We start from the raw sequence: 21307 nt of genomic DNA, 5'->3' as shown, positions 1-21307 counted from the left end.
TCGTGCGCGGTGACGGTGACGGTTGGGTGGTTTCGGACGGCGGCGGCCACTTCTGGGGACGTCACGGCGCGGCCGGACTGCTGCTTCGCGCGCCCGGTCCCGACGGTACCTTCGCCGTGCTGTTGCAGCATCGAGCCCCGTGGAGCCACCAGGGTGGCACCTGGGCACTGCCCGGCGGAGCCCGCGACAGCCACGAGTCCGTCGAAGAGGCCGCGGTGCGGGAAGCCTTCGAGGAGGCGGGTGTGCAGGCCGTCCAGATGACCGTCCGGGTCTGCGTCGTCACCCACGAGGTGCCCGGCTGGAGCTACACCACCGTCATCGCCGATGCCGCCGAGCAGTTGCACACCATCCCGAACCGGGAGAGTTCCGAGCTGCGCTGGGTGCCCGAGCACGAGGTGTCCGAGCTGCCGTTGCATCCCGGCTTTGCCGCCAGCTGGGAGCGGCTGCGCACGGTTACGGCTGAAATCCCACTGATTCCTTGAGGCTGCGAGCCGCGGCCTGCGGGTCCTCGGCTGCGGTGATGGCCCGCACCACGACGATGCGGCGAGCGCCGGCTGCCAACACCTCGGGCAGCCGCTGCCCGTCGATTCCACCGATGGCGAACCACGGCTTGTCCGGTGCCAGCGCCGCGGCGTGGCGGACCAGATCCAGTCCCGGCGCGGTCCGCCCGGGTTTGGTCGGGGTGGGCCAGCACGGCCCGACACAGAAGTAGTCCACCGCCTCGTCGATCGCCGCCCCGACCTGACCGGCATCGTGGGTGGAGCGCCCGATCACCGGTCTGGGGCCGATGACGTCGCGCGCAATGTCCAGCGGCAGGTCGTCCTGGCCGAGGTGCAGCACATCGGCAACCGCCGCCCGCGAGATGTCGGCGCGGTCGTTGACCGCGAACAGCGCGCCGTGGCGGCGTGCCGCATCGGCCAGCACCGCCAGCGCATCGAGTTCCTGGCGGGCCTCCAGCGGGCCGAACTGCCGCTCGCCCGCCGACCCCTTGTCGCGCAGCTGGATGATGTCCACCCCGCCGGCCAGCGCCGCGTCCGCGAATTCGGCCAGGTCGCCGCGTTCACGCCGGGCATCGGTGCACAGGTAGAGAGAAGCTGAGGCGAGGCGTTCGAGGGGATCGGACACCCGAGTATCCTGACAGCTGAACACGGGAGTCCCGGGACCGGGGACTGAGAGTGGGCGCACGACCGGCCCTGACCGTCGCACCTGATCCGGGTCATGCCGGCGAAGGGAGAGGAAATGGTGGCGGGATCTCTTGCCGTGATCGGCGGCGGTGTCATCGGCCTGTCGGTGGCGCGCCGCGCCGCGCAGGACGGCTGGTCGGTGCGCGTGCACCGGACCGAGGCACGTGGCGCCTCCTGGGTGGCCGGCGGCATGCTGGCCCCGCACAGCGAGGGCTGGCCGGGGGAGGACGCCCTGCTGGCGATCGGTCTCGAATCCCTCAAGCTCTGGCATGCCGGATTCCTGGACGGGCTGCCCGCCGAGGTGGTGACCGCCCACGAATCGCTGGTGGTGGCGGTCGACCGGGCCGACGTCGCGGACCTCAAGACGGTGGCCGACTGGTTGTCCGAGCAGGGGCACCCGGTCACGGTGACGACGTCCGCCCGCGATGTCGAGCCGCTGCTCGCCCAGGGCATCCGGCACGGGTTCCGCGCCGATACCGAACTGGCCGTGGACAATCGGGCTCTGGTGGCCGCCCTGGAACAGGCCTGCGAGGAACTGGGCGTGCAGTGGGCGCCGCCGGTCGAGGATCTGGCCGCGGTGGACGCCGATCAGCGGGTGATCGCCAACGGGATCGACGCGCCCACCCTGTGGCCGGGTCTCGCGGTGCACCCGGTCAAGGGCGAGGTACTTCGGCTGCGCTGGCGCAAGGGCTGTATGCCGTTGCCGCAGCGCGTTGTTCGGGCCCGCGTGCACGGCAGGCCGGTGTACCTGGTGCCGCGCGGAGACGGGGTGGTGGTGGGTGCCACCCAGTACGAGCACGGCCGGGACACCGCCCCGGTGGTCCGAGGGGTGCGTGATCTGCTCGACGATGCCTGCGCGGTGATGCCCGCGCTGGGCGAGTACGAACTCGCCGAGTGTGCGGCCGGATTACGTCCGATGACGCCGGACGGGCTGCCGCTGGTCGGTAGGCTCGACGAGTGCACGCTGGCCGCCACCGGTCACGGACGCAACGGTTTTCTGCTGGCGCCATGGACGGCGGAGCGGATCGCCACGGAACTTGTAGCACGCAGAGGGGCAACATGATCTTGCTGGTCAACGGTGAGGAAGCCGAGGTGCCCGACGGCACCACGGTCGAGGAATTGGTGAACCAGTTGGGTTTTCCGGACAAGGGCATCGCCGTCGCGGTGGACTGGGAGGTGCTGCCCAGGTCGTCGTGGCACACCGCGCTGGCCGTCGGCGCCCGGGTGGAAGTGGTGACGGCGGTGCAGGGTGGCTGACAGCAAGAAACTCACGATCGCGGGCCGGGAGTTCGGCTCCCGGCTCATCATGGGCACCGGTGGCGCGGCGAACCTGGCGGTGCTGGAGGAGGCGCTGATTGCCTCCGGGACCGAACTCACCACCGTGGCCATGCGCCGGGTCGACGCCGAATCCGGTACCGGCGTACTGGATCTGCTCAACACGCTGGGCATCACCCCGCTGCCGAACACCGCCGGCTGCCGCGGCGCGGCCGAGGCCGTGCTCACCGCCCAGCTGGCGCGCGAGGCGCTGGGCACCGAGTGGGTCAAGCTGGAGGTGATCGCCGACGAACGCACCCTGCTGCCCGACGCGATCGAGTTGGTCAAGGCCGCAGAACAATTGGTGGACGACGGCTTCATCGTGCTGCCCTACACGAATGACGATCCGGTGCTGGCCCGCCGGCTGGAGGACACCGGCTGCGCGGCCGTCATGCCGCTGGGCTCACCCATCGGCACCGGTCTGGGTATCGCGAACCCGCACCACATCGAGATGATCGTCGACCAGGCGAACGTCCCGGTGATCCTGGACGCGGGCATCGGCACCGCCAGCGACGCCGCGCTGGCGATGGAACTGGGTTGCGACGCCGTGCTGCTGGCCACCGCGGTGACCCGCGCCGCCGACCCGGCCGCGATGGCCGCGGCCATGGCGGCCGCCGTCACCGCAGGACACCTGGCCCGGCACGCCGGGCGGATCCCGAAGCGTTTCTGGGCGCAGGCATCGAGCCCCGCCATCCCGTGACCCGGTACGTGGCGCTGGGCTCGTCGATGGCCGCCGGCCCCGGTATCCCCCCGACGGTGCCCGGGTCGCCCCTGCTGGCGATGCGCTCACAGCGCAACTACCCGCACCTTGTCGCGCAACGCCTGGACCTCGACCTGGTCGACGTCACCTACTCGGGGGCCACCACCGCCCACGTGCTGACCGACCCGCAGCACGGCGAACCGCCCCAGGTCGATGCGCTCGACGGATCCGAGGCGCTGGTCACGGTCACCATCGGCGGCAACGACGTCGGCTACGTGCCGATGCTGTGCGCCGCCGCGCTGCCCGCCCCGTTGCGGTGGCTGCCGCCGCTGCGCGGTATGCGCGACGCCGGCGCACGCGAGCGGGCACTGGGCGCGGTGGCCGACGAGCTGATCGAGGTCGGCCGGCTGATCCGGCGGCGCGCACCGCAGGCGCGGGTGATGTTCGTCGATTACCTGACCCTGCTGCCGCCGCGCGGGGCGGCACCACCGCTGTCCGCGGGCGACACCGCCCTGGGCCGACGCATCGCCGCTGAACTGGAACGTCTCACCGCCGCCGCGGCGGAGGTCACCGGTGCCGCCGTGGTGCGGGCCGGGCAGGCCAGTCGCGAGCACCACCCGTGGTCGGCACAGCCCTGGACGAACCTGCCGAGCAGGTTTCCGGTGCCCATCCCCGGCCACACCGCGCCGCTGCACCCCAACGCCGACGGCATGCGTGCGGTGGCCGACCTGATCGTGGCAGAGTTCGCAGCGTGATCGAACTGACAGGGCTGACAAAAACTTTCGCCTCTGTCCGGGCTGTCGACCAGCTGACCTGCACCATCGAACCCGGGGTGGTGACCGGGTTCCTGGGGCCCAACGGGGCAGGCAAATCGACCACCATGCGGATGATCGTCGGGCTGGACCGGCCCAGTGCCGGCACCGTCACCGTCGCCGGCCGGCCCTATCACGAGCACAAGCACCCGCTGCGCACCGTGGGCGCGCTGCTCGATGCCCGGCAGGTGCACCCGAACCGGACCGCACGCTCGCACCTGCGGTGGATCGCGGCAACCAACCGGATTCCGGAACGCAGGGTCGACGAGGTGCTGGCCGAGGTCGGATTGACCGAGGCGGCCGGGAAGCAGGCCGGCGCGTTCTCGCTGGGCATGCTGCAGCGCCTCGGCATCGCGGCCGCACTCCTGGGCGACCCGCAGGTGCTGCTGTTCGACGAGCCGGTCAACGGGCTGGATCCCGAAGGTATCCGCTGGATCAGAACCCTGATGCGGAGGCTTGCCGCCGAGGGCCGCACCGTGTTCGTGTCCAGTCACCTGCTGGCCGAGATGGCCAACACCGCCGACCGGGTGCTGGTGATCGGCCGGGGCCGGCTGATCACCGCCACCACCATGACCGAATTCCTGAATCAGGCCGACACGGTCCGGGTGCGCAGCCCGCAGATCGACCAACTGGCCGCGCTGCTACCGGGAGCCCGCCGCGAGGGTGCGGCACTGCTGGTCGACGGCACCAGCACCGAACAGGTCGGTGACCTGGCCGCGGCGCACGGCATCGTGCTGCACGAACTCACCGCGCAGGGGGCCTCCCTGGAGGAGGCCTACATGAACCTCACCGACGATGCCGTGCAGTACCGGGCCGGCTCATGAGCACCATCGACGCCGAGCGCATCAAACTCACCAGCACCCGGTCACCGCTGTGGCTGGCGCTCACCGTGGTCGTGATCAGCCTGGGCCTGGCCGCCATCCAGGCCGCGGCGGCACTGCCCTACAGCGTGGTGACCCCGGACCGGGCGGTGCTCGGGGTGGCGATGTTCGGCGTCCCGGTGCTGATGATCCTGTCCGCGCTGACCGTCACCGGGGAGTACCGGACCGGGATGATCCGCACAACGTTCATGGCGACACCGCGACGATCCCGGGTGCTCGTCGCGAAAGCCGTTGTCAGCATGGTGTTCTCCGGGGCGCTCGCCGCGGTCATGTCGTTGGGTTCGCTGGTGCTGGTGCGGGCGATGCTCGATGAGCGCCAGGGTGTGCAGCTTGCACTAACCGACTTCGCACCGTGGCGCACCGTCGGGGTGGTGACGCTGTACGCGGTGCTGGCCGCGCTGCTGGCGGTGGGCCTCGGCGCGTGGGTGCGGCACAGCGCCGCCGTCGTCGCGATCCTGCTGCTGATGCCGTTCGTGCTGGAACCGCTGCTCGGGGCCATCCCGGGTGTCGGATCCAGGGTGGGCCCGCTGCTACCGTTCGCCAACGCCAACGCGTTCACCGAAATAGCGTGGTTGCAGACCTTTTCAATGTGGTGGGGCCCGCTGGGCTCGGCCGTCTACTTCGCCGCGGTGGCGGTGGCGGTGTTCGCCACAGCTGTCGGCATCGTTGCCCGACGCGATCCCTGAGTCGGCTACCGTGGGGCTCATGCAGTTCAGATCACGGTCCCTGGTGGCCATGCTGTCCGTGGCCGCCCTCGCCGTGGGTGTCAGCGGATGCGGCAAGGACGCCGATACCGCGTCACCGTCGGAACCCGGCAGTTCGGCGACGGAGTACGCCGAGAAGATCGGTCAGAGCCTCGGCGTCGACGCCATGATGGGGCACCTGACCCGCCTGCAGGAGATCGCCGACCAGCACGGCGGTAACCGTGCGATGGGCACCCCCGGGTATCAGGCCAGCGTCGACTATGTGGCGAACCTGCTGCGTGACAAGGGTTTCGACGCCAAGACCGAAGAATTCGAGGTGCGCCTGCCGTTCGCCGAGGAGCCCGATGTGACGGTGGCGGGCAGCAAGGTCGCAGCCAAGGGCATGTCCTTCACGGTCGGCACCGAGCCGCAGGGGGTGTCCGGCCCGTTGGTGGCCGCACCCGCCGACGAGAGCCCGGGCTGCGCCGACGCCGACTACGAGGGCCTGCCGGTGCAGGGCGCGGTGGTGCTGGTGGACCGCGGCACGTGCCAGTTCGGCGACAAGGCGGGCATCGCCGCCAAGCGCGGCGCAGTGGCACTGCTCATCGCCGACAACGAGGACCGCCCCGTCGAGGAGTTCGGCGGCACCCTCGGCAGCAAGACCGCCGTCAAGATCCCGGTCCTGGCCATCACCAAGGCCGAGGGCGCCCGGTTGCGCGCCAACCCCGGCGAGGCCACTGTCACACTCAAGGCCGGTGTCAACGTCAAGAAAACCAGCAATGTGATCGCCCAGACCAAGACCGGATCCACCGAGAACGTCGTCATGGTGGGCGCCCACCTGGACAGCGTGCCCGAAGGGCCGGGGATCAACGACAACGGTTCGGGAGTGGCCGCGGTGCTGGAGACCGCGCTGCAGATGGGCAGCTCGCCGGATGTCGAGAACGCAGTCCGCTTCGGATTCTGGGGCGCCGAGGAACTCGGCCTGCTCGGCTCGTCGGACTACATCGGCAAGCTGGATGCCGACGCACTCAAAGACATTGCGCTGTACCTGAACTTCGATATGGTGGGCTCGCCGAACCCGGGGTACTTCACCTACGACGGGAACCAGTCCGCGCCACCGGCGGCCGACGGCAGTGTCCCGCGGGTGCCGGAGGGCTCCGCCGGGATCGAGCGCATGCTGGTCGGGTACCTCGACGGCACGGGTAAGCCCGCCAGGGACACCAGCTTCGACGGGCGCTCCGATTACGACGCCTTCACTCAGGCCGGCATCCCTTCCGGTGGACTGTTCTCCGGTGCCGAGGAGAACATGACCGCCGAGGAGGCCGAGCTGTGGGGCGGAAAGGCCGACCAGCCGTTCGACCCGAACTATCACAAGAAGACCGACACCCTCGACCAGATCGACCGCACCGCGCTGGAGATCCTCGGTCGCGGCGTCGGCTACTCGACAGCTCTCTACGCTCAGGACATCAGCGGCCGCAACGGAGTTCCGGTGCGCGAGGACCGCACCCGGCACGCACAGTCCGCCTCATGAGACGAGCGCTGGCGGTGGCCGCCGCTGCGCTGATGCTGGCATCCTGTTCGGCCCCAACCGAACCCGCGCCCACCGACCCGGCGCGCGACCTCGCGGGCAAGGTGAACGCCGATGCCATCTTCGCCCACCTCGAGGAGCTCAATGGCATCGGGATCCGGTCGGTGGGCACACCCGGGTACGAGGCCACCGTCGACTACATCGCCGGCGTGTTGAACGACGGCGGATTCCAGGTCAGCACACCGGATTTCGAATGGTTGAAGATGGGCGACCCGGGAAAGCCGACCCTGCAGATCGGCGGCCGCAGCTATCCCGTCACGCAGGCATCCCCGCTGGCCGGCACCCCGCGCGGCGGCATCAGCGGGCCGTCGCTGCGGCCGGGTGAACCCGCCGGTTGCGCGGCGGCGGATTACGGCGATGTGCGCGGTGCGCTCGCGATCGTCGACGACACCGGATGTTCGGTGGTGGTCAAGCAGAACGCGGCGGTCGCCAAGGGCGCCGTCGGGCTGCTGGTGGTGAGCGCCGGCGGCACCAAGGGACTGTTCGAGCCCGGCTACTACCAGAAGCTCACGCTGCCGGTCGCCGTCATCGACCGCACCACCGATGCCGCCCTGCGCCGCACCAGCGCAGCAGTCCGGCTGACCCTCGACGCCCAGGCGTCGGTGGCCAGATCGCGAAATGTCATCGCCCAGACCACCACCGGCGACACCGCCAATGTGGTGATGGCCGGCGCCAACCTGGACAGCGCGCCACGCAGCCCCGGAATCAACGACAACGGCACCGGCGTGGCCGCGCTGCTGAGCATCGCCGAGGCGCTGGGGTCGGCTCCCGCGGGTGGTAACGCCGTCCGTTTCGCCTTCTGGGGATCCGAGAGTCTGGGCGCGGCAGGCAAATACGTGTCCGGGCTGGACGCAGGCCAGCTCGGCGATATCGCCGCCTACCTGGATGCGGACATGCTCGGCTCGCAGAACGCCGGCTTCTTCACCTATGACGGAGACCAGTCCGCGGCGGTCAACGAGGCACCCGAGGGCTCGGCCGGGATCGAACGCACCCTGGCCGGCTACCTGAACCTCGCCGGTGTCCGGCCCGCCGACATCCCGCTGGACAACGCCGGCGATTACAGCCCGTTCCTGACCGCGGGCGTGCCCGTCGGCGGCCTCACCACCGGATCGACCCAGCAGAAGAGCGCTGTGCAGGCCCGGCTCTGGGGTGGGCGCGCCGGGGTCGCCTTCGACCCCAATCACGGCACCGCCCGCGACGACATCGAGAACGTCGACCACCGCGCCCTGTCGATCACCGGCCCGGCCCTGGCCTTCGCCATCGGCACCTACGCGCATTCGATCGAGGGCGTCAACGGTGTCCCGGCCCGGGACGCCCGGCATCGCCGAGGATGAGGACACATGTACCTGCGTATCGATCCCAGCGCCACCCCGCCGCTCGTCGAGGTCGTCGAACCCGAGGACTTCACCTCCTTCAAGGTCGTCGTCGTCACCACGGCGCACTCGTGGGTGGATCCCGCTGACCTGACCGCACTGGCCGGGCGCGCCGACGACCCGGACTGGCAGCAGAAACTGGCGGGCATGATCTCCTACGCGGGATCCAAGGGCTGGCTCGACGAACAGGGCCGCATCCGGGCCCACGTGGAGACCCAGGACGGGTAGCCATCGGGCACCATGAGCCGGTGGAAAAACCCGGCGTTCTCGAACGCCTCGCTCATCTGGCCATCGCCGCCCCCCGACGGATTCTCGCCGTCGCCGCTTTCCTCGCGGTCGCCGCGGCGATCTTCGGTGTCCCGGTCACCCAGAAGCTGACCGCCGGCGGATTCCAGGATCCCCACGCGGAATCCAGCCGGGCGGCCGAACTGCTGACCGGCAGGTTCGACCAGGGCGATATGCAGTTGCTGATCGTGGTGTCGGACCCGGACGGCGCCATGAACCCCGACGCCCGCCGGGTCGGGACCGAGATCGTCACGGCACTGCAGGAATCCGAGCATGTGGCCGACGTCAGTTCGGCGTGGACCGTTCCACAACCCGCCGCGCTGCTCAGCCGGGACGGCAGCGCAGGCCTGATCGTCGCCGGGATCAGCGGGGGCGAGAAGTACGCCCAGAACAACGCCAAGGACCTCGTCGACACCCTGGTGCACGACCGGGACGGGGTGCGCGTGCAGGCCGGCGGGCTGGCCATGGTGAACACCCAGATCACCGAGCAGTCGCAGCGCGACCTGCTGGTGATGGAGTCGATCGCCATCCCGTTCAGCTTCCTGGTGCTGGTGTGGGTGTTCGGGGGCCTGCTCGCCGCCGCGGTACCGGTGGTGGTCGGTGTGATGGCGATCCTCGGGTCGCTGGCGGTGCTGCGGCTGATCACCATGGCCACCGATGTGTCGGTGTTCGCCCTGAATCTCTGCATGGCAATGGGTCTGGCGCTGGCCATCGACTACACGTTGCTGATGATCAGCCGCTACCGTGACGAACTCGCCGACGGAGCCTCCCGTGAGGACGCGCTGGTGCGCACGATGGTGACGGCCGGGCGCACCGTCGTCTTCTCGGCGACGACGGTGGCGTTACCGATGTCCACGCTGGTGCTGTTCCCGATGTACTTCCTCAAATCCTTCGCCTACGCCGGTGTGGCCACCGTGGTGTTCGCGGCGGTCGCGGCGCTGGTGCTCACCCCGGCGGCCATTGTGCTGCTCGGCGACCGCATCGGCAGGACCAAGCCCGGCGGGCGCCCGGTCGAGCAACAGTTCTGGTACCGCTCAACCACATTCGTGCTGCGCCGGGCCGTGCCGATCGGACTGGCGGTGGTGGTGCTGCTGGTCCTGCTGGGCCTGCCGTTCACCGGGGTCAAGTGGGGTTTCCCCGATGACCGGGTGCTGCCGCCCACCGCGTCGGCCCATCAGGTGGGGGACCGGCTGAGGCAGGACTTCGCCCACAACTCGGCGACCGATGTCACCGTCGTCCTCCCGGATTCGGCCGGGCTGACGCGCGCCGACCTGGACCGCTATATGGCGGAATTGTCCGCGGTGAACGATGTTTCGGCGGTCTCACCGCCGGTGGAACGCGACGGCAGCATGTTCCTGCGGGTGTCCAGTTCGGCACCGTTGTTCTCCGAGGCGTCGTCGGCACAGCTGGACCGGCTGCACGAGGTGACCGGCCCGGATGGCCGGCAGGTCCTGCTGGGCGGGGTGGCGCAGACCGACCGGGACAGTGTGGACGCCATCGCCGACAAGCTGCCGCTGGTGCTCGGTCTGATCGCGGCCATCACGTTCTGTTTGCTGTTCCTGCTCACCGGCAGTGTGGTGCTCCCGCTGAAAGCGCTTGTGCTCAACATGTTGTCGCTCACTGCCACTTTCGGTGCGATGGTGTGGATCTTCCAAGACGGGCACCTCGGCGCGCTGGGCACCACGTCCACGGGCACGCTGGTCGCCAACATCCCGGTGCTGTTGTTCTGTATCGCCTTCGGGTTGTCGATGGACTATGAGGTGTTTCTGCTGGCCCGTATCCGCGAGTACTGGCTGGCCTCGGGGCGCACGTCGGCCGATGTCGGGGAGAGCGTGGCGCTGGGCCTGGCGCGTACCGGTCGCGTGGTTACCGCTGCGGCACTTGTGATGTCGATCTCGTTTGCCGCGCTGATTGCGGCAAATGTGTCATTCATGCGGATGTTCGGTCTGGGGCTGACGCTGGCGGTGCTGATGGATGCCACGCTGGTGCGGATGGTCCTGGTACCGGCATTCATGCAGTTGATGGGCCGGTGGAACTGGTGGGCGCCCAGGCCGCTGGCCCGATTGCATGAGCGGATCGGATTGAATCACTGACGGATTGAACCGAAGGGCGTAGCACCCCGTAATCAGGGTATGGCCACTAATCTCGCCGGAATGCCCAGTTACAGCACGATCGCCGGTGTGCACGGGGTGCTGCCCCCACACCGGTACACTCAGGACGAGATCACCGAAGCGCTACTCGCCCTGCCCGGATACGAGGGTCTCGAAGACGCCGTTCGTGGCCTGCACAAGAGCGCCAAGGTGAACAGCAGGTATCTGGTCCGGCCGCTGGAGGAGTATGCGACCCTGACCGATTTCGGTGAGGCGAACAATTTGTTCATCGAGCACGCAACCGAACTCGGTTGCGCTGCGCTGGCGGGTGCACTCGACGAGGCCGGGCTCAAACCCGAAGATGTCGATCTGATCGTCACCACCACCGTGACCGGTGCGGTGGTGCCCTCCCTGGATGCCCGGATCGCCGGCAGGCTCGGGTTGCGCCCCGATGTGCGCCGGATCCCGATCTTCGGGCTCGGTTGTGTGGCCGGTGCGGCCGGGATCGCGCGGCTGCACGACTACCTGCGCGGTGCGCCCGACAAGGTGGCGGTGCTGGTGTCGGTGGAGTTGTGCTCGCTGACGCGCAAACATCATCCCTCCATGCCGACGCTGGTGGCCGGTGCGCTGTTCGGCGACGGCGCCTCGGCCGTGGTGGCCGTCGGCGAGGAGCGGGCCGAGCAGCTGAACCCGGTCGGACCGGATGTGCTGGACTCACGCAGCCACCTGTACCCGGATTCGCTACACGCGATGGGCTGGGACATCGGCACCAAGGGATTCGAGATCGTGCTCAGCGCCGAGGTGCCGTCCTTCGTCGGCCGTTACCTCGGCGATGATGTCACCGAATTCCTTGGCGCACATGACCTCACGGTCCCCGATATCGGCACCTGGGTCAGCCATCCGGGTGGCCCGAAGGTGATCGAGGCCATCATCGACACGCTGTCGCTACCAGCGGACGCCCTCGACCTCACCTGGCAGTCGCTCGCCGAGATCGGCAACCTGTCTTCCTCGTCGGTGCTGCACGTGCTGCGCGACACCATCCGCAAACGGCCGGCCGCGGGCACGCCCGGTGTGCTGATGGCGATGGGTCCGGGCTTCTGCTCCGAACTCGTGCTGCTGCGGTGGCGCTGACGCGATGAGGGCTTTCGTCGCACTGATCCTGCTGGTCGCGGTCGAGCGGGTGGCCGAACTGGTGGTGTCCAAACGCAACCTGGAATGGAGCAAGGCCAACGGGGGCCGTGAATTCGGGGCCGGGCACTACCCGGTGATGGTGGCGTTGCACACCGGACTGCTGGCCGGAGCCGTGCTGGAGGCGCGTACCCGCAGGCGCTGGATCTGGCCGGCGTTCTGGGTGGTGCTGGCCGCCCAGGCACTGCGCTGGTGGTGCATCACCACGCTCGGTAAGCAGTGGAACACCAGGGTGGTCGTGGTGCCGGGCGCGCCGCGCATCGTCGGCGGTCCGTATCGCCTTGTGCCGCATCCCAATTACGTGGCCGTGATCCTGGAGGGAGCCGCGCTGCCTCTGGTGGGTGGCGCCTGGATCACCGCCGGGGTGTTCTCGGTGGCCAACGCGCTGTTGCTGCGCACCCGGATCCGGGTCGAGGACGAAGCACTACAGAGCTTGTCGTGATCGATCTGCTGGTGGCCGGAGGCGGGCCGGCGGGGCTGGTCACCGCCGCGCACGCCGCCCGGGCCGGCCTCGAGGTCGTCGTCGTCGAGCACCGGCGCGGGCCCATCGACAAGGCCTGCGGTGAGGGTCTGATGCCGCACTCCCTGGCCCATCTGGACCGGCTCGGGGTGGGATTCGAAGGACGTCCGTACCGGAACTTCTATGGCATCCGCTACCTCGACGGCCGGCGCACCGCCGAGGCCCGTTTCGCCAACGGTCCGGGCCGCGGGGTGCGCCGCACCGTGTTGCACGACGCCCTGTCCAAGGCCGTCGCCGACGCCGGGGTGCAGGTGGTGCACGGTGAGGTCGGCGAGGTGACCCAGGACGCGACCTCGGTGAGCGCCGCGGGATTACGGGCCCGCTACCTGGCCGCCGCGGACGGTCTGCACTCACCGATCCGCCGTGCCCTGGGCCTGGCCGCGCCCGAACCGCAGCGGCGGCGCTGGGGCATCAGACGTCATGTCCAGATCGCACCCTGGTCGGACTGCGTGGAAGTGCACTGGGGCCGCGACACCGAGGCTTACATCACCCCGGTCAGCGATGACTCTGTGGGCGTCGCGATTCTCAAGTCCACCCGCGGCGGCTTCGAGGAACACCTGCGCCAGTTCCCGGCGCTGATGGACCGGCTGCACGATCTGCCGCACGGGCAGGACCGCGCCGCCGGACCGCTGCGCCAGAAGGTGCGGCACCGCACGGCCGGGCGGGTGCTGCTGGTCGGTGATGCCGCCGGCTATGTGGATGCGCTGACCGGTGAAGGGATGGGGCTGGCCTTCGGCGCGGCCGAACTGCTGGTGGACTGCATCGTCACCGACCGCACCGGGGACTACGACCGGCAGTGGCGGTTGCTGACCCGGCGTTACCGGCTGCTGACCGCGGGGCTGTTGCACGCCACCGGGATTCGGCCGGTGCGCGCCGCCATCACTCCGGTGTCGGCGGCGCTTCCTGCGGTGTTCTCGGCTGTGGTGAACGCTCTCGGCGAATAGCCCCGAGCCCGGTCATCCCGTGGTAGACGACCAGTGCCGCGATGGCGCCCAGGGAGATGCCGGTGAACGTCAACGAGCCTGCCTGCCAGGTGAAGTCGGCGATCCCGATGATCAACGGGATGGCCGCGGTCATCTGGTTGACCGGCTTGGAGAAGTCCACCTGGTTGGTCAGCCAGATCCGGATGCCGAGTACCCCGACCAGACCGTAAAGCACGATGGTCGCCCCGCCCAGCACGCCCGGCGGGATGGCCGAGATGGTGGCACCGACCTTGGGGCACAACGACAAGACGATGGCGACCACGGCGGCCACCCAGTAGGCGGCCGTCGAATAGATGCGGGTCGCGGCCATCACGCCGATGTTCTCGGCGTAGGTGGTGGTGGCCGAACCGCCGCCGGCGCCGGCGAGCACGGTGGCCACACCGTCGGCGGCCAGAGCCCTGCCCATCAGTGGGTCCAGATCGGTGCCCGTCATCTGGCCCACCGACTTCACGTGGCCGATGTTCTCGGCGACCAGCGCAATGACCGCCGGCAGGAACAGCGGCAGCACGGCGAGGCTGAACGTCGGGGTCTGGAACTCGGGCAGCCCAATCCAGGCCGCGTCGGCGATCGCCGCGGTGTCCACCTCGCCGAGGGCCAGTGCCAGCAGATACCCGATCACCACCGCCAGGAAAATCGCCAGGCGGCCGATCAGGCCCTTGAAGAACGCCAGTGCCCCGACCAGCAGCACCAGGGTCACCAGGCCGACCAGCGGTCCCTGCTCGAAGTTCGTCTTCGCCGCAGGCGCCAGGTTGAACCCGATCAGTGCGACGATGGCGCCGGTGACGACCGGGGGCAGCGTCAGATCCAGCCAGCGGGTGCCGATCAGGTGCACGACCGCACCGATCAGGATGAGCAGCAGCCCGACCGCGATCAAGCCGCCCAGCGCGCTGCCGGTGCCCTGCGCGGTGACCGCGGCGGTGACCGGGGCGATCACCGCGAAGCTCGAGCCCAGATAGCTGGGCAGCCGGTTGCCGGTGATCAGCAGGAATCCGATGGTGCCCAGACCGGAGAACAGCAGGGTGGTGGCGGGCGGGAAGCCGGTCAGCACCGGCACCAGGAACGTCGCCCCGAACATCGCGACCACGTGCTGGGCGCCGATCCCGAGAGTGCGCGGCCAGCTCAGTCGTTCATCGGGCGCGACGACGTCGGCATCGGGTCCCACATATTTCCAGCGCAGCATGGTCACGAGTGTCGACTACACACCAGCAATCACAGCCCCGCAAGCCGGGCCATGCCGTTGACCGGTCCGTGGCCTCGGCCGATCGGGTAGGCCGCCTGGATGCACTCGGTGACCCAGACTTTGGCGAAGTTCACGGCGGCCGGAACCGTGTAGCCGTGCGCCAGTGCGGCGGCGATCGCCGCCGCGAGGGTGTCGCCGGCACCGTGGTCGTGCCGGGTGTCGACGCGTGCCGCGGCGAACTGGACGAAGTCCGAGCCGTCGAACAACAGATCGGAGCTGACCGGCGAGTTGCGCAGGTGACCGCCCTTGACCAGTGCCCACTGCGGTCCCAGCGCGTGTAGGGCCCGGGCGGCGTCGCGTTGACTCTGTTCGTCGACGACGTCGATGCCGACGAGCAGGCGCACCTCGTCGAGGTTGGGTGTGACCAGCGTGGCCAGCGGAATGAGGTCATCGCGCATCGCGTCGAGCGCGCTGGGGTGGAGCAGTGGTTCACCGACATTGGAGGCACACACCGGGTCGACCACCAGCGGGACGGCGCCGGCGAGCCGTTCGGCGCGCCAGGTCGCCACGATGGTCTCGATGATCGCCGTGGAGGCCAGCATGCCGGTCTTGGCCGCCTCGATGCCGATGTCGGAGGCGACGGCGCTGATCTGCCCGGCCACCACATCGACAGGGATTTCGTGGAAACCCTTGACGCCCAGTGAGTTCTGTACCGTCACGGCTGTCACCGCGGCGCATCCGTGCACGCCGAGCATGGCGAAGGCGCGCATATCGGCCTGCAGGCCTGCGCTGCCACCGGAGTCGGATCCGGCGATCGTCAGGATCCGCCGCGGCGTCTGTCCCGGTGCGGGCAGCGGGAGATCGGCCATGGCAGGGACCTGGTTCAGCGGTTGCGTGCGGCGTTGGCGCCCAGATATGCGAGGTAGCCCAGTCCGCCGATCGCCGCCAGCTTGCGCGTCTTGGGGACGAGCACGGCCACGCCGAGTGCGGTCTCGATGGTGCCGTTGATCTTGATATACCGGGCGGTGTCGTTCGGGAAGGCAGGCTTGGTGAACGACTCGAATACCTGCGGGGCGACGAAATGCCCCAGGCCCGCGCCGACCAGCGACAGGCCGGCCAGCGTGATGCCCTTCGAACTCTTCTTCTCGCTCAAGGAAATACCTCTCAGTTGAGGATGTAATCGCTCAGGGGGAACTCGGAGGCTTCCCTGATCGCGGTTTCGGTGGTGGTCGGGCGCAGCAGCGTCGGTTCCCCGGCGGGGTTGTAGTAGTAGGACCGTGCGGTGGCGCAGTTGCCCTGGGTGAACAGCGAGTCGCCGAGCAGTTCGGTCATCCGGTCCAGGTAGCGGGTGTTGGCCTCCTCGGAGACCTCGAAGGTGGTGGCACCGCGACGTTGCACCTCGTCGAACAGCCGGTCCATCAGCCGCATCTGATACTCCATGGTGTTGAAGAAGTTCAGGCCCAGGAAGGCGTACGGGCTGGCCAGGCTCAGGTAGTTCGGGAAGTAGGGCATCGACACACCCTGGTAGGCCTGGAACCGCGTGTCACGCCACCACTTTCCGAGGTTGCGTCCGTCGCGTCCGATCACCTCGATGGCGGGGAAGTTGGCCTCCCACAGATCGAAACCGGTGGCCAGCACCAGGGTGTCGATCTCGACCTTGGTGCCGTCCTTGCCGACGATGCCGTCGGACTGTACGTGGTCGATACCGGCATCCTGCAGATGGACGTTGTCGCGGGTGAATGCCCGGTAGTAGCCGTTGCTGAATGTGGGCCGCTTACAGCCGAAGTCGTAATCCGGGGTCAGCCTGCGCCGTAGGTCCTTGTCGCGGATCGTGATGAACCGGTGCAGCTTGGACAGATCGGCGGCCGAGATGTTGCCGCGACCGCGAAACGTCTTGAAGTGGACCACGCCGATCGACACCATGACCTCGTAGACCGAGTCCGTGAACCAGCGCAGCACCCGCTGAGTGGCGGGGATACGGGCGAACACCTTCTTGGCCAGCGGGCCGAAGCGCAGGTCGATCTTGGGCACCACCCAGATCGGGGTGCGCTGGTACACGGTGAGATCTGCGGCCGACTTGGCCAGTTCGGGGATGAGCTGCACCGCGGTGGCGCCGGTGCCGATGACGGCGATCCGTTTTCCGGTGGGGTCGTAATCGTCCTGCCACTCGGTGGTGTGGATGACGCGCCCGTCGAAGTTCTCGATACCGGGGATGTCGGGGATCTTCGGCTGGGACAGGAAGCCGGTCGCGGTGATCAGGTACTGGGTGCTCAGCACCTCACCGTCGGCGAGGCTCACCTGCCACCGGTTGGTCTCCTCGTCCCAGCGCGCCCCGTCGACGACGGTGCTGAACCGGATGTGGCGGCGCACGTCGTACTTGTCGGCCACATCGTCGGCGTACTGCTTGATCTCGTCGCCGGTGGAAAACAACCGCGACCAGTTCGGGTTCGGCTCGAAGAAGTAGGAGTAGGTGGTGGTGGGGACATCGACGGCAAGCCCGGGATAGTGGTTCACGTACCAGGTGCCGCCGAGGTCGTCCTCGCGGTCCAGGATCACGAAGTTCTCGATCCCCGACCGTTTGAGCTGGATGGCAGCGCCGATGCCGGCGAATCCAGCGCCCACGATGACGGCGTCAAACATGGGTGAAACGGTACCTCAGGTATCGGGCTACTCCTGAAGCGAACCGGTGCGCGGCACCTCGGTGGTGGCGATGCAGGTCACCGCGCGGTCGCCGCGCTTCCACGAGTCCGCCGTCGGGTACAGCACGAACATTCCCACCTCGGGGTCCGCCATCGCCGACGGTGAGAACTCCTCCAGCGCGGGCTGGCATTTGTCCTGGTAATCGACGATCGCGGTCTCGCCCGGGAACTCGCTGCCCGGGACGGTGACAACGTGGTAGACCTCGCCCTTGTGCGGATCGGTGCACGCCACGGTCTTCACCGAGGCCACCAGGCTGGCGTCGGACGGGATCTCCGACAGGCAGTCGCCGAGACCGACATCGGCGGCGTTGACAGAGTTCGGGTCGAAGATCTCGTCCTTGTTGGCCACGATCACCGCCACCACCGCGATACCGACCACCACCCACACCGCGGACAACACCAGGCCGGCGATCGCCATCCCGCGCCCGCCCTGGCCCTGCTTGGCCTTGTTGAGCCCGACGAACCCGCAGACCACGCTGACCAGGACGCCACCGAGGACACCGAAGATCAGCGAGACGACGGCCCACCAGTTGGTACCCGGGGGCCGCGGCGGGGGATAGGCCTGCCCGTACGGGTCGGAATAGGGGATGGGAGGTGGCGGCGGGTAGGACCCGGCCGGTGGGGGTGGATAGTTCCCGGGCGGAGGCGGCGGGAAGCTCCCGGGCGGCGGCCCGTACCCAGGGGGTGGCGGCAGGCTCATGCAAGAAAGATAGCCGCGGCGGTCACCGCGAGCAGGGGGACGTCCAAAGTCTTGGACCCCAGATCATGTCGCGCCCCGGTGACCTCGACGATCTCTGTCGGCCCGGTCACCAGCGCGGCCGCCGTGCGGATCTCGTCGATGGTGCCGAACGGGTCGGCGGTGCCGTGGGTGAACACCGTCGGCGCGGTGATGCCGGGCAGGTGTTCGGTGCGTGCGCGTTCGGGCTTGCCGGGCGGGTGCAAAGGATAGGAGAACAGTGTCAGCACGTCGGGTGCTGACGTGTCGGCCGCCACCATGGAGGTCATCCGCCCGCCGTAGGAGTGCCCGCCGGCGATCACCGGCCCGTGCCCGAGCCCGCGTGCCCAGCCGATCGCCTCGACGATGCCCTCCTGATCGGATGTCGCGGAGTTCGACGGCGGCCCCTTCGGCCGGCGGCGGCGGTAGGGCAAGTTGTAGCGGACGGCGAGATAGCCGTGGCGCGCCCATTCGTCGCAGATCCGGACCAGCATCGGGGAATCACGGTTGCCGCCCGCGCCATGGGTCAGCACGACGGTGCCCTTGGGTTTCCCGTCCGGTTCGTGTGCGACCCCGGCCAGGTCGTCGAGCGTCACTGCAGAAGCCTGAACAGCGCGTTGACCGGTCCGTGTCCGTGACCCAGCGGGTATGCGGCGCGCAGACATTCGGTCACCCAGCGCTTCCCGAAGGCCACCGCCTCGGGAACGGTGTACCCGTGCGCCAGCGCGGTCGCGGTGGCGGCGGCCAGGGTGTCGCCGGCGCCGTGGTCATGGCCGGTGTCGATGCGCGGTCCGTCGAACTCGTGGAACTCGGTGCCGTCGAACAGCAGGTCGGGGCTGGCACCCGAGGAGCGCAGGTGCCCACCCTTGACCAGCACCCACTGGGCGCCGAGCGCGTGCAGCGCCCGGGCCGCTTCCTTCTGGCTGACCGCGTCGACGACGTCGACATCCACGAGCAGTCGCACCTCGTCGAGGTTCGGGGTGACCAGGGTGGCGAGCGGAAACAGTTCGGTGCGAATGGAGTTCAGCGCCGACGGATGCAGCAGCGGGTCCCCGTGCATGGAGGCACACACCGGATCCACCACCAGTGGCACCCCGGTGTCCAGACCGCGCCAGGTCTCGGCGATCGTGGCGATGATCTCCGCGGAGGCCAGCATGCCGGTCTTGGCGGCCTGGATACCGATATCGTCGACGACGGCGGTGATCTGACCGGCGACCACGTCGAGCGGTATCTCGTGAAACCCCTTGACACCCACCGAGTTCTGCACCGTGACGGCGGTGACGGCCACACACCCGTGCACGCCCAGCATGGCGAAGGTGCGCATATCGGCCTGGATGCCCGCGCCGCCGCCGGAATCGGAGCCGGCGATGGTCATCACCCGGGTCGGGGTCTGCCCCGGTGCGGGCAGCGGTAGGAACTCGGTCATGAGGTCAAGGGTAGATACACCCGGTTGCCGTGTTCCGCGAACTCCAGTGATTTCTCCGCCATGGCGTCCCGGATGTCCTGCGTGATGCGCATCGAGCAGAACTTCGGGCCGCACATCGAGCAGAAATGCGCGGTCTTGGCCGGCTCGGCGGGCAGCGTCTCGTCGTGGTACTCGCGGGCGGTGTCCGGGTCGAGGGACAGGGCGAACTGATCGTGCCAGCGGAACTCGAAGCGGGCCAGCGACAGTGCGTCGTCGCGCAGTTGTGCCCGGGGATGCCCCTTGGCCAGATCGGCGGCATGCGCGGCGATCCGGTAGGCGATCACCCCGTCCTTGACGTCCTTGCGGTTGGGCAGGCCGAGGTGCTCCTTGGGGGTGACATAGCAGAGCATCGCGGTGCCGGCCTGGGCGATGATCGCCGCGCCGATCGCGCTGGTGATGTGGTCATAGGCCGGTGCGATGTCGGTGGCCAACGGGCCGAGGGTGTAGAACGGCGCCTCCTCGCACCACTCCTCTTCCAGCCGTACGTTCTCCACGATCTTGTGCATCGGGACGTGTCCGGGGCCTTCGATCATCACCTGCACGCCATGAGATTTGGCGATCTTGGTGAGTTCGCCGAGGGTACGCAGTTCGGCGAACTGCGCCTCGTCGTTGGCGTCGGCGATCGATCCCGGGCGCAGGCCGTCGCCGAGTGAGAACGTCACGTCGTAGCGGGCGAGTATCTCGCAGAGTTCCTCGAAGTTCTCGTACAGGAACGATTCCCGGTGATGGGCGAGCATCCAGGCCGCCATGATGGAACCGCCGCGTGACACGATCCCGGTGATCCGCTTGACGGTCAGCGGGATATAGCGAAGCAACACCCCGGCGTGCACCGTCATGTAGTCAACGCCCTGCTCACACTGCTCGATCACGGTGTCGCGGTAGGACTCCCACGTCATCTTGGTGGGATCGCCGTTGACCTTCTCCAGCGCCTGGTACATCGGCACGGTGCCGACCGGCACGGGGGAGTTGCGCAGGATCCACTCCCTGGTGAGGTGGATGTCCTTGCCGGTGGACAGGTCCATGATCGTGTCCGCACCCCACCGGGTCGCCCAGACCATCTTGTCGACTTCTTCGGCGATCGAGCTCGTCACGGCCGAATTGCCGATATTGGCATTGACTTTCACCCCGAATGCCTTGCCGATGATCATCGGTTCGCTCTCGGGATGGTGGTGGTTGGCCGGGATGACAGCCCTGCCGATGGCCACCTCGTCGCGCACCAACTCGGGGGAGACCCCTTCGCGTTCGGCGATGAACGCCATCTCGGCGGTGATCTCGCCGTTCCGTGCGCGCTGCAGCTGGGTGCCGCGGTCGGAGACGATGCCGGCCCGCGGTGGCAGGCCCTTCTCCAGATCGATGGTGGCGGTGTCATCGGTGTACGGGCCGGACGTGTCGTAGAGGTCGAAATGGTCGCCGGTGCTCAGATGCACGCGCCGGCACGGCACACCCGTCGGCGAATAGAACTTGGAACTGCCCGCGATGGGACCAACGGAAACACTCATCAACACATCTCCCTACGCCGGCATTACCCGGTCAGGTTCGTACGGTCGACGGCCCTAGCCGTCCTCTCAGCGCGCTGGTGCGCGCTCCCGTGTGGACGGGTCCAACGTAGCGCATCCCGTCCGGATTGCCGAGAGATCGTTTGTATAG

23 protein-coding genes and 1 riboswitch are annotated in these 21307 nt (G+C 68.6%); of the genes, 14 read left to right on the top strand and 9 right to left on the bottom strand.

The window, feature by feature from the left end:
• The first annotated feature begins 2 nt into the window (after positions 1-2).
• Positions 3-482, top strand: coding sequence for an NUDIX hydrolase (locus ASE48_RS26905; RefSeq protein WP_057170693.1), 480 nt, complete (start codon positions 3-5; stop codon positions 480-482).
• Here ASE48_RS26905 and thiE read toward each other — a convergent pair.
• A complete protein-coding gene (gene thiE, locus ASE48_RS26900) occupies positions 454-1125 on the bottom strand; it encodes a thiamine phosphate synthase (RefSeq protein ID WP_057170228.1) in 672 nt (223 codons plus the stop codon). The genes ASE48_RS26905 and thiE overlap by 29 nt on opposite strands.
• Positions 1126-1218: 93 nt before the next feature.
• Here thiE and thiO point away from each other — a divergent pair, with 93 nt between their 5' ends.
• The 13 genes from thiO to ASE48_RS26835 are packed head-to-tail and all read left to right on the top strand — an operon-like array spanning position 1219 to position 13562.
• Positions 1219-2247, top strand: a complete 1029-nt coding sequence (thiO, locus tag ASE48_RS26895) for a glycine oxidase ThiO (protein ID WP_156409392.1) — start codon at positions 1219-1221, stop codon at positions 2245-2247.
• Entirely contained in the window at positions 2244-2441 is a 198-nt protein-coding gene (thiS, locus tag ASE48_RS26890; protein ID WP_057170227.1) for a sulfur carrier protein ThiS, read from the top strand. Before thiO ends, thiS begins: the two co-directional genes overlap by 4 nt.
• On the top strand, positions 2434-3198 hold the full coding sequence (locus ASE48_RS26885) for a thiazole synthase (protein ID WP_057170226.1): 765 nt from the start codon (positions 2434-2436) through the stop codon (positions 3196-3198). Before thiS ends, ASE48_RS26885 begins: the two co-directional genes overlap by 8 nt.
• Positions 3195-3953 carry an SGNH/GDSL hydrolase family protein gene (locus ASE48_RS26880; protein WP_235571560.1) on the top strand — a complete coding sequence of 253 codons (759 nt, stop codon included), beginning with the start codon at positions 3195-3197 and terminating at the stop codon, positions 3951-3953. The genes ASE48_RS26885 and ASE48_RS26880 overlap by 4 nt, the downstream gene beginning before the upstream one ends.
• Complete coding sequence (locus tag ASE48_RS26875; protein WP_057170225.1) at positions 3950-4834, top strand: ABC transporter ATP-binding protein; 885 nt, start codon at positions 3950-3952, stop codon at positions 4832-4834. The genes ASE48_RS26880 and ASE48_RS26875 overlap by 4 nt, the downstream gene beginning before the upstream one ends.
• Positions 4831-5577 carry an ABC transporter permease gene (locus ASE48_RS26870; RefSeq protein ID WP_057170224.1) on the top strand — a complete coding sequence of 249 codons (747 nt, stop codon included), beginning with the start codon at positions 4831-4833 and terminating at the stop codon, positions 5575-5577. Before ASE48_RS26875 ends, ASE48_RS26870 begins: the two co-directional genes overlap by 4 nt.
• A 19-nt stretch (positions 5578-5596) precedes the next feature.
• Complete coding sequence (locus ASE48_RS26865; RefSeq protein ID WP_057170690.1) at positions 5597-7105, top strand: M28 family metallopeptidase; 1509 nt, start codon at positions 5597-5599, stop codon at positions 7103-7105.
• Complete coding sequence (locus tag ASE48_RS26860) at positions 7102-8496, top strand: M28 family peptidase (RefSeq protein ID WP_057170223.1); 1395 nt, start codon at positions 7102-7104, stop codon at positions 8494-8496. Before ASE48_RS26865 ends, ASE48_RS26860 begins: the two co-directional genes overlap by 4 nt.
• 6 nt (positions 8497-8502) lie before the next feature.
• The gene (locus tag ASE48_RS26855) at positions 8503-8763 is read left to right on the top strand and encodes a hypothetical protein (RefSeq protein ID WP_057170222.1); all 261 of its coding nucleotides are present in this window, start codon (positions 8503-8505) and stop codon (positions 8761-8763) included.
• Between the two features lie 20 nt (positions 8764-8783).
• Positions 8784-10913, top strand: a complete 2130-nt coding sequence (locus tag ASE48_RS26850) for an MMPL family transporter (RefSeq protein WP_057170221.1) — start codon at positions 8784-8786, stop codon at positions 10911-10913.
• 60 nt (positions 10914-10973) lie between these two features.
• The gene (locus ASE48_RS26845; RefSeq protein WP_156409391.1) at positions 10974-12041 is read left to right on the top strand and encodes a type III polyketide synthase; all 1068 of its coding nucleotides are present in this window, start codon (positions 10974-10976) and stop codon (positions 12039-12041) included.
• Between the two features lie 4 nt (positions 12042-12045).
• Positions 12046-12540, top strand: a complete 495-nt coding sequence (locus ASE48_RS26840; RefSeq protein ID WP_057170219.1) for an isoprenylcysteine carboxyl methyltransferase family protein — start codon at positions 12046-12048, stop codon at positions 12538-12540.
• Positions 12537-13562 (top strand): NAD(P)/FAD-dependent oxidoreductase, encoded by a 1026-nt coding sequence (locus ASE48_RS26835; protein ID WP_057170218.1) that lies wholly within the window; start codon positions 12537-12539, stop codon positions 13560-13562. Before ASE48_RS26840 ends, ASE48_RS26835 begins: the two co-directional genes overlap by 4 nt.
• Here the strand turns inward: ASE48_RS26835 and ASE48_RS26830 are convergent.
• The 8 genes from ASE48_RS26830 to thiC all read right to left on the bottom strand — a co-directional run bounded on the left by ASE48_RS26830 (position 13498) and on the right by thiC (position 21159).
• Positions 13498-14781: a uracil-xanthine permease family protein gene (locus ASE48_RS26830; protein WP_057170689.1), complete on the bottom strand. Its 1284-nt coding sequence runs from the start codon at positions 14779-14781 to the stop codon at positions 13498-13500. The genes ASE48_RS26835 and ASE48_RS26830 overlap by 65 nt on opposite strands.
• Positions 14782-14810: 29 nt before the next feature.
• The gene (thiD, locus tag ASE48_RS26825; RefSeq protein WP_057170217.1) at positions 14811-15650 is read right to left on the bottom strand and encodes a bifunctional hydroxymethylpyrimidine kinase/phosphomethylpyrimidine kinase; all 840 of its coding nucleotides are present in this window, start codon (positions 15648-15650) and stop codon (positions 14811-14813) included.
• 14 nt (positions 15651-15664) lie between these two features.
• Positions 15665-15934, bottom strand: coding sequence for a hypothetical protein (locus ASE48_RS26820; protein ID WP_057170216.1), 270 nt, complete (start codon positions 15932-15934; stop codon positions 15665-15667).
• Between the two features lie 11 nt (positions 15935-15945).
• Positions 15946-17421: a flavin-containing monooxygenase gene (locus ASE48_RS26815; RefSeq protein WP_057170215.1), complete on the bottom strand. Its 1476-nt coding sequence runs from the start codon at positions 17419-17421 to the stop codon at positions 15946-15948.
• 27 nt (positions 17422-17448) lie between these two features.
• On the bottom strand, positions 17449-18180 hold the full coding sequence (locus tag ASE48_RS26810) for a DUF4190 domain-containing protein (RefSeq protein ID WP_057170214.1): 732 nt from the start codon (positions 18178-18180) through the stop codon (positions 17449-17451).
• Positions 18177-18791: an alpha/beta hydrolase family protein gene (locus ASE48_RS26805; protein ID WP_057170213.1), complete on the bottom strand. Its 615-nt coding sequence runs from the start codon at positions 18789-18791 to the stop codon at positions 18177-18179. The genes ASE48_RS26810 and ASE48_RS26805 overlap by 4 nt, the downstream gene beginning before the upstream one ends.
• Positions 18788-19621, bottom strand: a complete 834-nt coding sequence (gene thiD, locus ASE48_RS26800) for a bifunctional hydroxymethylpyrimidine kinase/phosphomethylpyrimidine kinase (protein WP_057170212.1) — start codon at positions 19619-19621, stop codon at positions 18788-18790. Before thiD (ASE48_RS26800) ends, ASE48_RS26805 begins: the two co-directional genes overlap by 4 nt.
• Positions 19618-21159 carry a phosphomethylpyrimidine synthase ThiC gene (gene thiC, locus ASE48_RS26795; protein ID WP_057170688.1) on the bottom strand — a complete coding sequence of 514 codons (1542 nt, stop codon included), beginning with the start codon at positions 21157-21159 and terminating at the stop codon, positions 19618-19620. Before thiC ends, thiD (ASE48_RS26800) begins: the two co-directional genes overlap by 4 nt.
• Positions 21152-21260: riboswitch (TPP riboswitch) on the bottom strand. (Overlaps the previous gene by 8 nt.)
• Positions 21261-21307: the final 47 nt, after the last annotated feature.

The organism is Mycobacterium sp. Root265, assembly GCF_001428895.1.
GTDB lineage: Bacteria > Actinomycetota > Actinomycetes > Mycobacteriales > Mycobacteriaceae > Mycobacterium.
This window is presented reverse-complemented; position numbering and strand designations above follow the sequence as displayed.